At 42.7% G+C, this 13,662-nt stretch carries 13 protein-coding genes and 1 pseudogene; 9 read left to right on the top strand and 5 right to left on the bottom strand.

Going from position 1 to position 13,662, the window contains the following annotated elements; translation table 11 throughout:
- Positions 1-85: 85 nt before the first annotated feature.
- Positions 86-847, bottom strand: a complete 762-nt coding sequence (locus tag QUB30_RS20570; protein WP_333336927.1) for a Uma2 family endonuclease — start codon at positions 845-847, stop codon at positions 86-88.
- Positions 848-1,034: 187 nt separating this feature from the next.
- Positions 1,035-2,066 carry a hypothetical protein gene (locus QUB30_RS20575; RefSeq protein ID WP_333336930.1) on the bottom strand — a complete coding sequence of 344 codons (1,032 nt, stop codon included), beginning with the start codon at positions 2,064-2,066 and terminating at the stop codon, positions 1,035-1,037.
- A gap of 103 nt (positions 2,067-2,169) precedes the next feature.
- Between QUB30_RS20575 and QUB30_RS20580 the strand changes: the two genes are divergently transcribed.
- From QUB30_RS20580 to QUB30_RS20610, 7 genes are all read left to right on the top strand, one after another.
- Entirely contained in the window at positions 2,170-3,105 is a 936-nt protein-coding gene (locus QUB30_RS20580) for a metallophosphoesterase (RefSeq protein WP_333336932.1), read from the top strand.
- Positions 3,106-3,268: 163 nt separating this feature from the next.
- Entirely contained in the window at positions 3,269-4,150 is an 882-nt protein-coding gene (locus tag QUB30_RS20585) for a DNA adenine methylase (RefSeq protein ID WP_333336934.1), read from the top strand.
- Between the two features lie 11 nt (positions 4,151-4,161).
- Positions 4,162-5,454: a type II restriction enzyme gene (locus tag QUB30_RS20590; RefSeq protein ID WP_333336936.1), complete on the top strand. Its 1,293-nt coding sequence runs from the start codon at positions 4,162-4,164 to the stop codon at positions 5,452-5,454.
- Between the two features lie 388 nt (positions 5,455-5,842).
- Positions 5,843-6,046, top strand: a complete 204-nt coding sequence (locus tag QUB30_RS20595; protein WP_015176773.1) for a DUF751 family protein — start codon at positions 5,843-5,845, stop codon at positions 6,044-6,046.
- 90 nt (positions 6,047-6,136) lie between these two features.
- The gene (locus QUB30_RS20600; protein ID WP_333336938.1) at positions 6,137-6,307 is read left to right on the top strand and encodes a hypothetical protein; all 171 of its coding nucleotides are present in this window, start codon (positions 6,137-6,139) and stop codon (positions 6,305-6,307) included.
- Between the two features lie 83 nt (positions 6,308-6,390).
- Positions 6,391-6,783, top strand: a complete 393-nt coding sequence (locus tag QUB30_RS20605) for a PadR family transcriptional regulator (protein WP_190745100.1) — start codon at positions 6,391-6,393, stop codon at positions 6,781-6,783.
- 316 nt (positions 6,784-7,099) lie between these two features.
- Positions 7,100-7,633 carry a cofactor assembly of complex C subunit B gene (locus tag QUB30_RS20610; RefSeq protein ID WP_333336940.1) on the top strand — a complete coding sequence of 178 codons (534 nt, stop codon included), beginning with the start codon at positions 7,100-7,102 and terminating at the stop codon, positions 7,631-7,633.
- Positions 7,634-7,976: 343 nt separating this feature from the next.
- Here the strand turns inward: QUB30_RS20610 and QUB30_RS20615 are convergent, their stop codons facing one another.
- Positions 7,977-8,300 carry a DUF3155 domain-containing protein gene (locus tag QUB30_RS20615; protein WP_333066452.1) on the bottom strand — a complete coding sequence of 108 codons (324 nt, stop codon included), beginning with the start codon at positions 8,298-8,300 and terminating at the stop codon, positions 7,977-7,979.
- A gap of 395 nt (positions 8,301-8,695) precedes the next feature.
- Between QUB30_RS20615 and QUB30_RS20620 the strand changes: the two genes are divergently transcribed.
- The gene (locus QUB30_RS20620) at positions 8,696-10,078 is read left to right on the top strand and encodes an ATP-binding protein (protein WP_333336943.1); all 1,383 of its coding nucleotides are present in this window, start codon (positions 8,696-8,698) and stop codon (positions 10,076-10,078) included.
- Between the two features lie 28 nt (positions 10,079-10,106).
- Positions 10,107-10,799, top strand: coding sequence for a hypothetical protein (locus QUB30_RS20625; protein WP_333336945.1), 693 nt, complete (start codon positions 10,107-10,109; stop codon positions 10,797-10,799).
- Between the two features lie 76 nt (positions 10,800-10,875).
- On the opposite strand, the pseudogene QUB30_RS20630 reads toward QUB30_RS20625, so the two are convergent.
- Positions 10,876-11,592: pseudogene (locus QUB30_RS20630) on the bottom strand (IS1 family transposase); the annotation flags it as partial.
- A gap of 393 nt (positions 11,593-11,985) precedes the next feature.
- Positions 11,986-13,518, bottom strand: coding sequence for an ATP-binding protein (locus QUB30_RS20635; protein WP_333336947.1), 1,533 nt, complete (start codon positions 13,516-13,518; stop codon positions 11,986-11,988).
- Between the last annotated feature and the right edge of the window lie 144 nt (positions 13,519-13,662).

A 13,662-nucleotide genomic window follows, 5' to 3' on the forward strand; every position in this document is an offset into this window, starting at 1 on the left:
TTGTTAACTGTTGACTGTTGACTGTTCACATTTTGTCCCATACTTCGATCGCACTATCCTTGATATCTGGGAAAAGTGCGATCGATCAAAAGTTTTCCCCTACCAATCGTCTCACTTCCACGGTCGATAAATTCATCATTTGCGCCACCTGTTCCAGACTCATCCCAGAATTTAAAAGTTGAGTTACGAGCGATCGCAATGTTGACTCCGCTGCCAGTCGTGCTTGTTGCTCGGCCAGTCGTCCCAGGTTTTCTTCCTGGTGAGTCTTCAAAAACTCACCCGTTTCAGGAACTCTAAACCTCAATTCTCCTGAAATTAGATGCAATTCCAGTCCGAGCACTTCACTGAACAACCACAGCGTATCGAAAGCGATATTGTTGGCTGCAATCGGCTCGTACTGATTGTTTATCAAACGTACTCCCTGTAAAATCGGATTCAGATAATCTCCCGACGGATCGTACTGAAAATATTCCCTAACTCCCAAAGCCCGATAAATTTCCGGTTTGGTTTCTTGGTCTTTGGTCTGAGTTGTTTCCGAAGTAATTTCTAACACAAAATCGGGAGTAATTCCCCCTTCTTCCCAAACTTTATAATTATCCCTTTTGCGTTTGGCTACTCCAAACACCACATAAATATCCGGAGCAACAACTGCCTGGTTGTTCCCTTGTTCATAATAAATGAAAGAATTAGCTGACACGTAAACATCAGAACGCTCTTGAAAGTAAAGGTTGACAGCTTCAACGCTGTAAGTCATGTAATCGCGCGTGATGTCGCTTTCAGCCATCGGCTCTCCGTCGCTGCTGGGATATTCAATTTCTACTTGTTCGACTTGAGTTAAAATTGTCATTTTTCAATTTTCCTCAAAGTTAATTAATTTAATGGTAGCATTCTGTCGGATTTGGGAAAAGTTCGATATCCTAAAAAAATCAATAGCAGTAAGGTGCGCATTCCGCACCTCACTGCATAATTAAGTTTTGCTTCCTGGACTGTAAGCCTGGTCTGATGATTGACAGATACAGACAATTTAAATTCTACTAATTAATCCCTCTATCCAAAATAATCATTTCGGAACCAACAACTGGACTTCTAGCTATTAAAATTCCTTCCTTATTAGCAATTTCTAACTTGCTGAAATCGAGGGAGTTAGCCTCCTTCCACATCTTCGTTGCTAGTTGATTTTGCTCGATTTCGCTGAGTTTGTACCAATCTTCAGCGACTTTTACTGTCAAAATGCTGCTGGAAAAATTAGCTTGAACAGACTCAACTAAACTGCCGCCCAGTCGATTCTTAATGTCAGTAACTTGATTTTGAATCGCAGCAATCAGAGACTGTTCCGGCGTCAGCGGCGGCGGTGGGATCATTTCTACTGGTTGCGGTTTTTCCGGAGCCACTAAATCGGGCAACTTGCTTTTGAATTTAGTAGAGATTGGCGCTGACGGTGCGATCGCCTCTGGCGATTTCGGCGTTCCCGGTTCCACAAAATCGCCAAAGGTGGGCGGCGACTGCTGTGCTGCTGGGAGAGGCACTTTTGCTAGTTTTTCCGGCGGTTTTGCCGAGAAACTGTTGAAAGTTAAACCGACTGCAACGATCAGAATTGCTGCTATGGCGGCGTTTAAAATTGGATCGGACAGCTTCTGGTTCGTAGATGGTGGCAGCAGCGATCGCACTAGCCGCACAATACTTTGCCAAAGTACAACGACTTTCTCTAAAAAACTCCCTTCCTTGCGTTGGGATACAGGCTTTTTATCAACTTTTACAGCAACTTTTGGTGGCACGCTGTTAACTTCCGCAGCAACAGCGGGAGGAGTTACTGTTGCTGAGTCAGAAGCGGTGGGCGCGATCGGCTTTTGGGGCTGCAACGGGGGTTCGGCTGCTAATTTTTTCCCTTTTTTTCCCAAATTCCCAATCGAGGCAATCAAAGCTTTGATTCTCTGATTTTTGGGAACCGCGCTGCTGGCATTTTGAGTTTTGCTGCCAGTGGGGGCAGACTTTGCAGCCGAATCAACCTGCGGTGTCGGAGATTGAGAGGGTTCTGGAGTTGACTGGTTTAGTTCTTCTTCTGACATTTTCTCTGCCTTGGGGCGTTGCAAATATATCTAAACGAGATAAATTTTAGTTGAGCCATCTCAACCTTAATTTATCATTTAACTTAGTTGTAACCGAATCAAAATGAGCATCAAACGCCGTCACTTTCTAATTTTAGGCAGTCTCAGCAGCTTTGGTTTTGCCGGAGTCTGGAAAATGTTTCAGCTTCGGACTGCCTGGGGTACAGACGCCAACGCTGCTTTGCCTTCTAACGTTGAGGGAGAAAGGGCGATCGTCCCAATGCCGGCCTCACCGCCTATTTTACGCTTTATTTCGGTGGCCGACACCGGTACCGGCGCTGAAGGTCAGTATGCTGTGGCTGAGGCGATGGCGCAATATCACCGGGAAAACCCTTTTAATGTTGCTGTTCTCGCCGGCGACAATATCTACAATAACGGCGAAATTGAAAAAATTAATGCTGTTTTCGAGCGGCCTTATCAGCCGTTATTGCAGAAAAACGTAAAATTTTATGCTTGTCTGGGAAATCACGATATCCGCACTGCTAACGGCGATCCGCAAGTTAAATATGCGGGTTTTAATATGCAAGGTCGCTACTATACTTTTCGGCGCGATATCGTACAGTTTTTTGCTTTAGATACAAATCACAATGCGGATTGGAAAAATCAGCTTGTTTGGCTGGAAAAAGAGTTGAGTCAGAGCACCGCACCTTGGAAAGTTGTGTTCGGCCACCACCAGATTTATTCCTCTGGCCTGTACGGATTAAATCAATCTTTTATTAAGACTTTGACGCCTTTGTTTCAAAAGTACGGCGTGCAGCTTTATATCAACGGACACGAGCACAATTACGAACGCACTCGCTCGATTAACGGTACGACTTATTTAATTTGCGGTGCCGGCGGGGGCACTCGTGAGGTTGGGCGTTCTGAGTGGACGGAGTATTCTGCTAGCCGCCTGAGTTTTGCGACGTTTGATGTCTATAAAGACCGGATGTTTGTCAGTTCAATCGGTACTGACAAACGGGTTTTTGACAGGGGAGCGATCGAAGTGCGATCGGCTTAATTCAGATTGTTTTCCCAGACATATCAGATGAATAGATTTATGTCAAGGTGCTTTGGTCGCTATATTTAAGTGCGACTTACACCTTGAATCGATATCACCATTGCCTCTTGACTTGAACTAAAATTCAACTTACAATGAATTGTTCAGCGTTAGAGGCATCTGAGTGAAAAGCGATACGTTAGTAAGAGGGAAATTTAATCCGTTAGTAAGACCTTTCTTAAAGTGGGCAGGAGGTAAAAGGCAGTTATTGCCAGAAATTGTTAAGTATGTTCCCAAGCGGATAAGCAAACATACATACTATGAACCTTTCATAGGTGGAGGCGCACTCTTGTTTGAGTTACAACCCCCAAAAGCTGTTATCAATGATACCAATAAAGAACTGATTAACTGCTATAAAGTAATTAGAGACTCATTAGATGAGCTGATGGAGGAATTAAGCAAGGATAAATATAGCAATAGCGAAACGTCTTATTATGAGATGAGAGACTTAGATCGTTCAACGAAAAAATATGAAATTTTGTCTGAAGTGGAAAAAGCCGCACGAATCATTTATCTAAATAAAACCTGCTATAATGGTTTATTTAGGGTAAATTCCCACGGTCAGTTTAATGTTCCGTTTGGTAGATATAAAAATCCCAATTTTTTAGATGACGCTGTTTTAAGAGCTGTGAACAAATACTTAAATAGCAATAATATCACGCTGTTAAATCAGGATTTTGCAGAGGCTGTTAAAGATGCCAAGAGAGGAGATTTTGTTTATTTAGATCCTCCTTACGATCCCGTTTCGGAAACAGCTTCTTTTACTGGTTATGATGTGAATGGCTTTAATAGAGACGAACAAGAACGACTAAAAGAAGAGTTTGATGCTTTACATAAAAAAGATTGCAAGGTAATGCTGAGTAATTCTTGTACGGATTTTATTCTGGATTTGTACAAGGATTATCAGGATACAATCATAAAAGTTAGGGCAACGAGAAGTATCAACTCAAATGCCTTGAAAAGAGGTATGGTTGATGAAGTATTAGTTTTAAATTATGAAATTTAGGATAAATAAATATGACTAAAAGCCAGAAAACTGCCAATGACAAAGCTTGGGAAATATTATTTGAAAGGCATAAGATATTAGAAGAGGTAGAGAAAAATGGTTTTTTTGAAATAGCATCTGGTCAAATTAATCAAGAAAGAGAAAGCAGGCTGATGGCAAAGTTCGATCACTCGGTTAATTTGCCAGATATCTTTCGAGACAATCATCTATCCATATTGCCAATTTCTCGTTCTAAATACGTTATTGGGAAGTTTGCTACACACTTGAAAGTTGAATATGATAGTGAAACAGAATTGACGCCTTTTGAATTTCCAGCAGAGATAGAGAGTATAGATTACAAAAATTTATATTCGGAGAGTTCTGCATTGCACTGTGCATTTAATATCGGTATTATAGATGATTTAGTGGGTGAAAAAACCGCTTATACTGTTTCAGGGAAAATGTCTACAGAGTCTTTTGATTTTAATATTATAAATTCCATCGCAAACGAACCATATTCAATCAAAGTTGAAAATTCTCAGTGTGAAATAGATGCAGGATTTGAAAGTGAAAATTATTTTGTATTGATAGAATCTAAAAAATATTTGATTGAGGATTTTTTGATTCGACAACTTTACTATCCTTACAGATTGTGGTCAAAAAAAATAACTAAAAAAGTGATTCCCGTATTGATGACATACTCTAACGACATTTTTAGCTTTTTTATTTATGAATTTAGCAATGATAAAGATTATAACTCTCTCCAACTGATAACACAAAAGAATTATACGATCGCTCCCGAAGAAATACAACGGAGTGATGTCGATCGGGTATTCAATAATATTAAAGTAATTGAAGAGCAAAAGGTTCCATTGCCACAAGCTAATAAATTTGAGAGGATAGTATATTTATTATCATTGTTATTAGAAAGAGATTTAACCACCGATGATATTACTGAAAACTATAAATTTGACCGCAGGCAAACTGACTATTATACTAATGCTGGTCTGTATATTGGACTGATAGAAAAAGATAAAAGTTCTATCAGAAAAAAACCCATCTTTCGCTTGACAAGTGAAGCAAGGTCAATTTTACATAAAAGACATAAATTTAAATATCTAGATTTGATTAATAAAATCTTAGAAAAAAAAGTTTTTTATTTAGTATTTGAATTAACCCTTAAACATGGAGAAATTCCGCCAGAAGATGCAATCTGTAAAATAATCTCAGAAAATCGTCCCGATATTAATGATACAACTATAAAAAGGCGTTACTCTACAGTCCGAGGCTGGATTTCTTGGATTTGGAACCAAATCCCCGACTAAAATTCCCATAGTGTGATTCTCTGGGTTTTTAATATCTTCAACCTAGTTTTGCCTCCAGGCCATTGCAGAAAGGGACGCGGCAAGACTTGAAAAGGTGCGGAAGCAGACATTTATCTAGAAATAACGGCACTATAATATTTATCACAACTAGAACTCAAGAGAAATACTTCAGAAGTTGTCACCGGACTTAGCATTCCGGCACTAAACAGACATCCCCCGATCGAACGGCGAAAAGTTTTCGTTAGAATTTATATATGTCAGCCGAACCGGGAAAAATGCCCGATCGCCCGATTGGCAGATTTAGCTCCGGCTGTGCCAAAATTGTCTAACTCGCTCACAAGTGTTACCAGTCAAAGATCGAGCTGTGACACTTTACCCCACCAAGCTCATGCAAGATTTTATTAATAACGTCTCTCGCTACCCCCGCTTTTTCATTACGATATGTCTGGGAATTTTCTTTTTCCTGTTCGAGCGACTCAAACCCCTGCTCGATCGACCGACAACTGCGATCGCCCTGATTAGTTCGATTGTAGCGACTTTTGTCTTTCTAACTTTTACACTGCGCGCCATGTTAGGCCTGAGTTCGGTTTAAAGCCTGCGCTAGAGCGCAAACATCAACGGCAAATTTAGTTAAAACACCAACTCCCGAACTAACTGCCAACTCTTGCAGGCGATCGCACACTTGACAATAGTCGCTGCGATAGATTGGAAGAGGAAGTTAGTCAGCGGCGTTACGTCAGCGCTGCTCAACCAAGGCGCAGGCAAACATTACCGAAGTGCAGGACAAGGCTTTGCCGCCATCAACAAATACCGGGGAAATACTGCACCTCTGTTTCCCCGGTGTCCCACTTAATCCTTAGGAAGCGGCACACCCCGCCCCGCTTTCCTCTCCCGTTAACCTGACGGTATCACGAGAGTTTCCAGCGGACAAGAAAGATGAAGTTTGAACATATCTATCAATTTTTTCAAGACCCCCCTCCTGTTTATCTAAACAAGGAACTAGCAGTGTGCTACATTCTCTCGGTGTTATTGCGCGGAGATTCCTACGGTACAGAACTCATCGGACAATTAGAACGGGAATTCCCCATCTACCGACTTTCTGATACCGTACTCTACAGCGCTCTGAAATTCCTCGAAGATGAAGCCGTAATCACCGGTTACTGGAAAAAAGTAGAAGGACGCGGCCGTCCCCGGCGGATGTATCAAATCCTCCCTGAGTGGCGGCACCAAGCTCAAGACCTCGCTCGTCTCTGGCACGAGTACATCGGTCAGGGAAACGGCGCGTCAGGGCGTCGGCCCCGCGCCTTAGAAACTGGTCAGACGGGTTAACCGAGTTTGAATCGGATGCCTAAACCCTGGAGATGCTGGCGCTACTTGCAAAGCGATTTGCCCGATTGCCTTCGCTTTGCTCGATCGCCGCACAGCGATTAAAGCAGCTACACTACGTCAGGACTTACGCATGGTCACTTGAGAATTAGGGATGATGGGGAGATATGGGAATTTGGTGATGGGGAGAAAAACGCCTTGCAGAAGAAGCTTTCTGCGAATTTTGGTAAAAAAGTGTCTGCGTAAGTCCTCGATCGCTTTCGTATGTCAAGTTCTGTAAAGTAATAGTAGATAATTTCAATTACACAAACTTCTACCGATGAATACTGCTGTTCTTCCTTCAACATTTGTGCTAACGCTACTGCTGGCTGTTGGCTTGTTTTTCTTCATCAAGGCTTCAGTCAAAGATCGAATCGAACAAGTCAAGCTTGCTTCCGAGAGCGCTCAAGAGTCACTGTTAACCGAGTTACAACAGTATTTTGCCCAGAGAGCTTACCGAGTTGCAGCCGTCGATGCCCCGAACTATAAAGTTACCTTTGAGGGTTTTGTCAGGCCGAGTTGGTTTCTAGCTATTTTTTTAACTCTGCTGAGTGCAGGCGGCGCTCTGTGCTTGGGACTGGTTTTGGGAATGCTAGTTCCCCAGCAGGGTCAAATTTTCCTAGCTTTGGTACTGCTGTCGCCGCTGGCGGGGGTATTTTACTGGAAAAAAGCTGGACGCTCTGAGCAAGTCTCGCTCAAACTCGAATCAGTTGCTGAGTCGGGAAGCCAAACCAAGAGCTTTGTTACTGTCAGAGCTCACCGCGATGAACTAGCAGCTATGCAAAAAGCTTTAGATTTGAAACCGATCGATTAAAAGTTTGGTGCGGAACGTTTTTTGATATGCTAGATGCCGTAGTTAGACTTCGAGCAGACAAACCGATGACTCAAGAGCAGCTCTCTCGTTGGCTGTTTTTTTGATCCACTGGTTCGATCGACAAAACAGTCAAAAAAAAACCATTATCGTGAAAGTGCCAATTGTGGCGATAGCTCGCTGCATGCAGCGACCTAGCCTGTTGCGATGGCTCCTTATACCCTAATTCCTAAGGACTTTTCGCATAAATTTCAGTTGGCACTCTCCAGACAATGAGAACTCTCGCGCTTTTGTTAAAAGACTTAGAAAAACATTGCTGTCAATGTTTTGAGCTAAACATTTTGAGCTATGCGCGGGCCGCTGACACCACAGGAATTTTTTCTGTGGTAGCTTCCAACATCACCTTTAAGCTGGGAAACAAGAAATGGTTCTCTTCTACGTATTGGGCTCCAAATAAACCTTTTTCAGCCCAGAAGTATCTGTCAGTGGTATGCTCGTTACGCTTGACTAACAGCAAAGCTGGGGGAGCAATGCCTTCGGCATGGATGAACTTGCGAGCCGCTGTTACGGGTTTATCTTCGCCGCTCTCGATGCTATATTGAGGCACACACTCTAAAATTCTGCGTCCTTCTTGTCGGCGGCGACTCTTGCGTTTGCGTCTCCTGGCCAATTTCTTTACCTCCTCTGTGAGCAGACAGTATGAGCAGACAGGTTGTAATGATAGCTACCAAATCCGAGGCCAGTATATCCGTTCTAGCTCAAAACTTCAACTGTTTTTAATATATCGACATAATCTTAACATCCGTGCCGATCGACAAAAGTGTAGTGGTTGTGGTATGGTGGGCCGCAAGTTCCGGCCACAGCCAAGCTTAGGGAGCTGTGGAAGCTGCGCGGACGGCGATGCGGGGCAAATTTGGTTCACGAAAGTCCCATGCCTTCAACATAGCTGCCTTCGATCGGAGTCAAGAAACCTGAAATCTAGAAGTCTCTCATCTGTAATCGGCGGCCGATCGTTTGTAATTTACTTAGAATTCCGTTAGATATCTTAATGTGGCGCTCATGTTAATGCCAGCCAGTTCAGAATTTGTCAAGCTTTGCCGATCGCAGGTGGCGATCGCCGTTAGTTTGGGAGCTAAATTCAGCGCGGTATACCTGACACAAGAGCTGGTAGAAGGCAGCCAAGCAAAGTTGGTGCCGATCGCGGTTTACCCAGAAACCTCAGCCGAATCGGAAGAAAATCAGGGGTTGAGGTTGCCATCCTCCGAAAGCTCGACAGTGAAACCAGTGCCGCGACTGCTAGCGCCGCCGGTTCTTCCTGTGGAAGAATCAACCGTAGGGGCGATCGCACCCGAGCGGCTTCCGAGTAATGAGCGCGGTTCCAATCAGTGCCAAGGCCCGGAGAATGTGTGGCAGCAACGGAGGCAAATTGTGACGCCTCTGATACACGAGGGAGCTGTAATGGGACTCCTAGTCAGCGGTCGGCAAGACAGGCCTTGGAACGAGCCAGAGGAGGCTCAGATACAACAAATTGCTCGCACCTTAGCCCTGGCCTGCATTTTAGACCAGCGATCGCAGTGGATGCAGCAGGAATTGGGTGCAACTCGGCAAATCCAGGCTCAGGTTTACGACACGATGCACAATTTGCTGCACCAGTTCAAAAGTCCGCTGACAGCGTTGCGAACTTTTGGCAAGTTGTTAGCGCGGCGGCTGGTACCGGAAGACAAAAACCGCAATGTGGCTTTTAGTATTGTCAGAGAGAGCGATCGGCTGCAAGAGTTGCTGGGCCAGTTCGATCGAACTGTTGACACTGGCGAAGCAAATCTGAGACTGCCATCTGGCACTTCAGAAAAAGCAACATCTTTGGAATTAATCCGGCATTCTCCTCTGTCGCTGTCACCTGCGACAAACTTGAAGGACTCCTGTTTTGTTATAGAAGTCTTAAAACCGCTGTTAATTTCCGCCGAGGCAATCGCTTCTGAAAGGCATCTGAAATTGCTAGCCGACATTCCGGCTGATTTGCCGCCAGTCTCAGCGAACGATCGAGCTTTGCGCGAAGTTTTGAGCAATTTAATTGACAATGCTTTGAAATATACTCCTGCCGGCCGCCAAATTTATATTAAAGTCAGGTACAAAGCAGCGGATGGCGATCGGGCAGGATACAGCCAATTGCCTGCCATAGCAGTTGCAGTTAGCGACACAGGTTCCGGCATTCCTCCCCAGGATTTAGAGCATTTATTTGAGCGACACTACCGGGGAGAAAAAGCGCAGACAGAAATTCCCGGCACAGGATTGGGTTTGGCGATCGCCCGCGATTTAGTCCGCCAAATGCAAGGAGAAATAGAAGTATTTTCCCCAGTCAATCCTGAATGGCTGCCATCGGCAGAAACTCATTTATATCCAACCGATCGCGGCACTACATTTGTGGTTTGGCTGCCGGTGAATAAGTAACGAACCCCATTGCTTGGAAACAGTTTTTATGAAGCATCTACCTTTATTCGATAAAATTCCCAAGTTTTCAATTTCTTTACAAAGACTCAAAAAACATTTTTTTACAGTACCGTTTTTAGCTGTTTTCAACACTCTGACTGTCCTGATTTTGGGCGGGCTGAGCGTATACGCCAAACTCAACAACCAGGGAGACGGAGTTGAACGCCTGTTTAGCGATCCTTTTAATTTCTGGTTCCCTTACGAAGGCATTCTAACCGGAGTTTCCGAAGTCCTCTGGTGCATCCCAGTCGCAATTTGTGCATTTACGTTTGGAGTGCTGCGCCAAAAAGAGCCACGCAGTCGATCGGGAATATTCTTATTTTTTAGTGCTTTACTACTCGGAGTATTTTTCCTGGATGACAGGTTTCGGATGACTTTGATTCTTTCTCGGTTGGGAATATCTACGAAATTAATTTATTTGTGTTATGGTAGTGCTGTTTTCCTTTACGGATTAAAGTTTTGGCGATACATCAAAACCACTCCTTACCTGCCATTAGTCGCAGCATTTTTCTTGTTCGCTATCTCCAGGTTTGAGGATATGTTAAACTTGCCAAGTCAAGGAGTACACGCGATGTTAGAAGATGGCACTAAATTATTAGCTCTTCTGAATTTATCCCTGTATTTTTGGCACGTATGTCATCAGGAAATTGGGCGAAAATTGCCGCCAAACGCAGATCGTTGAGCGCCTTGATGATATTACAAAAAAGGCGTTGCTGAATTAGGGTATCACTAAGCAACGCTGGCGATCGCATAAAACCAAAATAATTTGTTTGATTTTGATATGGAATTGGAAGATCGGCAAATTTGGGAAGGGTGAATTAATAATCGATCCAACGGATTGTCTGAGCCTTTGTTCAGATTTAGAATTGCCAATTGTTTTTCCTTTCAACTGAGCCAAATAATGTCTTCATATTGTATTTTTTCCGTCAAGTCTTTTCTTCTAGTTTTTGCTAAGAATTTTACCTGAATCAGCAATAAAACTTCTGTCAAATTTACAGCCATCTGTCACATAAAAATAGCACTTCCATTGATAAAAAACAATCCAAAGTGGTTCAAAGGTTTGGCCACTATGAGCGCCTAATACCATCCTAAAATACCTGCTTTAAAGTGGTCTACTGCTGTCAATAAGCAGAGGCATTTTTTTTTTATTCGACAACTATTTTTAACTCATCTAATTCACAGACTTGTGGATTTGTCTCTGTGCTATCAAAATCTAGCCATAGTTTTTCGAGTTTTTTGAGCCAGTTAATTATTGTGGTATGATGCACATTTTTCACTTGCTGAATTGCTCAAAAACCCATACCATTGACATAGATTTTGAGACATTCATATTTAACCTATTCAGAGTAACCTTTCTGAGGTTATTAATAGCAATCTATAAATTGTTTGCAACAACCGACACAAATATAATTCTGTTGACCTTTTTTATTAGCATTTTTATTAACATGAGTTGACTGACATTCAGGACATTGCATAAGCTATGCGTTTAATGAGTGTTATTTTGGCGTTGCACAATTTGAGGAGGATTTTTGTGGGGTGTCCCGCCTGCTGTGAAAATACACGCCTTCAGGCTCAGGGGCCCATCTCACAAAACAATCAAAATCATCTCGCAATTATGCAACGCCGTATTTTTACGGCACAGTGGGTAACGCCTCGGAAAAGATTGTTAATTAAAAAATATATTGAAAACCAACACAATTAAGTTATAAGAATGTGGCCGCATCCGCAGCGCCTATCCCAACCCCTGAATGGGTGGGCTTGCTGCGCGAAAAAAGTCTGTCAGAATTCAGATTAATTAGCAATTAGCAATTACCCCGTTCTGATGTAACTGAAAACCGCTACATGATGAATTCCGCCAGATGAGTTTCCTAGACCGTAGCTACCGCGAAATTGGTTGATATACAGATAGTTGGCATCTCAATAATAAACTGCGTTCCCTGGTCGGGCGTAGAAATACATTGCAATTGACCGCAGTGTTTTTCTAGCATAATTTTTTGGCTGATTGACAATCCCATGCCTGTACCTTTTCCTATTGGCTTAGTAGTAAAAAAGGGAGTGAAAAGTTTAGCACGAACTTTCTCAGTCATGCCAGCGCCATTATCGGCAATTGTTATCCGAATGCCTGAATCCTGGCTACGGTTGTCATGTGAATTGCCAGGTACGACTTCACTGCGAATCAAAATCTGGGGCTGAAAAGATGTACCCTTTTCTCTACTTTCCCGCTCTTCCAAAGCATCTATAGCATTCGCTAAAAGGTTCATAAACACCTGGTTGAGCTGACCTGCATAACAGGTTACAAGCGGCAATTCACCATACTCTCTAATCACATTAATAGCAGGGCGATCTGACCTAGCTTTTAGTCGGTGCTGTAAGATCATCAAACTGCTATTAATCCCTTCGTGGATATCTACTGATTTGATTTCGGTTTCATCCAACCGCGAAAAATTGCGTAGAGACTGCACAATCAGACGAATGCGGTCGATGCCTAACTGCATGGAAGACAGCAATTTTGGCAAATCGTCCATGATAAATTCTAACTCTCCATCTTCTATTGCATTGAGAATTTCTGCTTCTGGTAGCGGGTAATGGCGTTGGTAGAGATTCAACATATAGATGAGTTCTTTAATATAATCTTTCGCATAGGAGATATTGCCGTAAATAAAGTTAACCGGATTGTTAATTTCATGAGCGACACCTGCGACTAATTGACCGAGACTAGACATTTTTTCACTTTGAACTAGCTGGAGTTGTGTTTCTTGCAGCTCTTTGACAAAATGCTCTAAGGCAAGAGCTTTTTGGTGTTCTTTTTCTTCACTGATACGAAGTGCTTTCTCTACTTGTTCGCGCCGCTCTATTTCTGACTGCAATTTATGACCTAGACAAAAACTTCTCAAAGCTGTTAACACTGTAGTATATAGCTTTGAGGTCGTTAATTCAGTTTTAGTTTTATAGTCATTAATATCGTAATTGATAATAACGCTTTTTTCGGGGACTTGCCCGGGTTGACCCGTGCGTAAAATAATTCGCACTAACTGATTGCCTAACACTTCGCGGACATATTTCACAAACTCCAAGCCAGCGTCATCGGTTTCCATGATTACATCAAGCAGGATGATAGCCACATCAGGATGTTCTTGGATTAACTGTTTAGCTTCCTTAGCGGAATAAGCACTAAAAAATTTTAAAGATTTATTTTCATAAACAAACTTTCTTAAGGCAATATCGGTAGCTGTATGAACTTGAGCCTCATCATCGACAATCAAAATTTTCCAGCTTTCAGTCCGGGAATCTTCAGATACTTCATCGGCAAAAAATAACTCCTCATCTGAGTTAACTTCTTCCGCAAATAACACTTCTTCTGATGATTTTTCCTTTGAAAGACCGTAAATATTATTGTCCATTGCTGCTCACCTTTCTGTGTTACTGATGTTGAGATTTAGGAAACTACGGTTGTGAATCGATTTGGACGGGTAGCTTAATAATAAATTTGGTGCCGACTCCGACCTCACTTTTACATTCTATTTCACCCCGAAGTTTTTGGGTAA

It is taken from the genome of Microcoleus sp. BROC3 (genome assembly GCF_036702515.1).
Lineage (GTDB): Bacteria > Cyanobacteriota > Cyanobacteriia > Cyanobacteriales > Microcoleaceae > Microcoleus.

Bases quoted from the DNA above. Each gene is read 5' to 3' on its own strand.
- QUB30_RS20595 (WP_015176773.1), top strand. From the start codon at position 5,843: ATGCAAGATTTTATTAATAACGTCTCTCGCTACCCCCGCTTTTTCATT.
- QUB30_RS20620 (WP_333336943.1), top strand. From the start codon at position 8,696: ATGCCAGCCAGTTCAGAATTTGTCAAGCTTTGCCGATCGCAGGTGGCG.
- QUB30_RS20625 (WP_333336945.1), top strand. From the start codon at position 10,107: ATGAAGCATCTACCTTTATTCGATAAAATTCCCAAGTTTTCAATTTCT.
- QUB30_RS20605 (WP_190745100.1), top strand. From the start codon at position 6,391: ATGAAGTTTGAACATATCTATCAATTTTTTCAAGACCCCCCTCCTGTT.
- QUB30_RS20570 (WP_333336927.1), bottom strand. From the start codon at position 847: ATGACAATTTTAACTCAAGTCGAACAAGTAGAAATTGAATATCCCAGC.
- QUB30_RS20580 (WP_333336932.1), top strand. From the start codon at position 2,170: ATGAGCATCAAACGCCGTCACTTTCTAATTTTAGGCAGTCTCAGCAGC.
- QUB30_RS20610 (WP_333336940.1), top strand. From the start codon at position 7,100: ATGAATACTGCTGTTCTTCCTTCAACATTTGTGCTAACGCTACTGCTG.
- QUB30_RS20635 (WP_333336947.1), bottom strand. From the start codon at position 13,518: ATGGACAATAATATTTACGGTCTTTCAAAGGAAAAATCATCAGAAGAA.
- QUB30_RS20590 (WP_333336936.1), top strand. From the start codon at position 4,162: ATGACTAAAAGCCAGAAAACTGCCAATGACAAAGCTTGGGAAATATTA.
- QUB30_RS20575 (WP_333336930.1), bottom strand. From the start codon at position 2,066: ATGTCAGAAGAAGAACTAAACCAGTCAACTCCAGAACCCTCTCAATCT.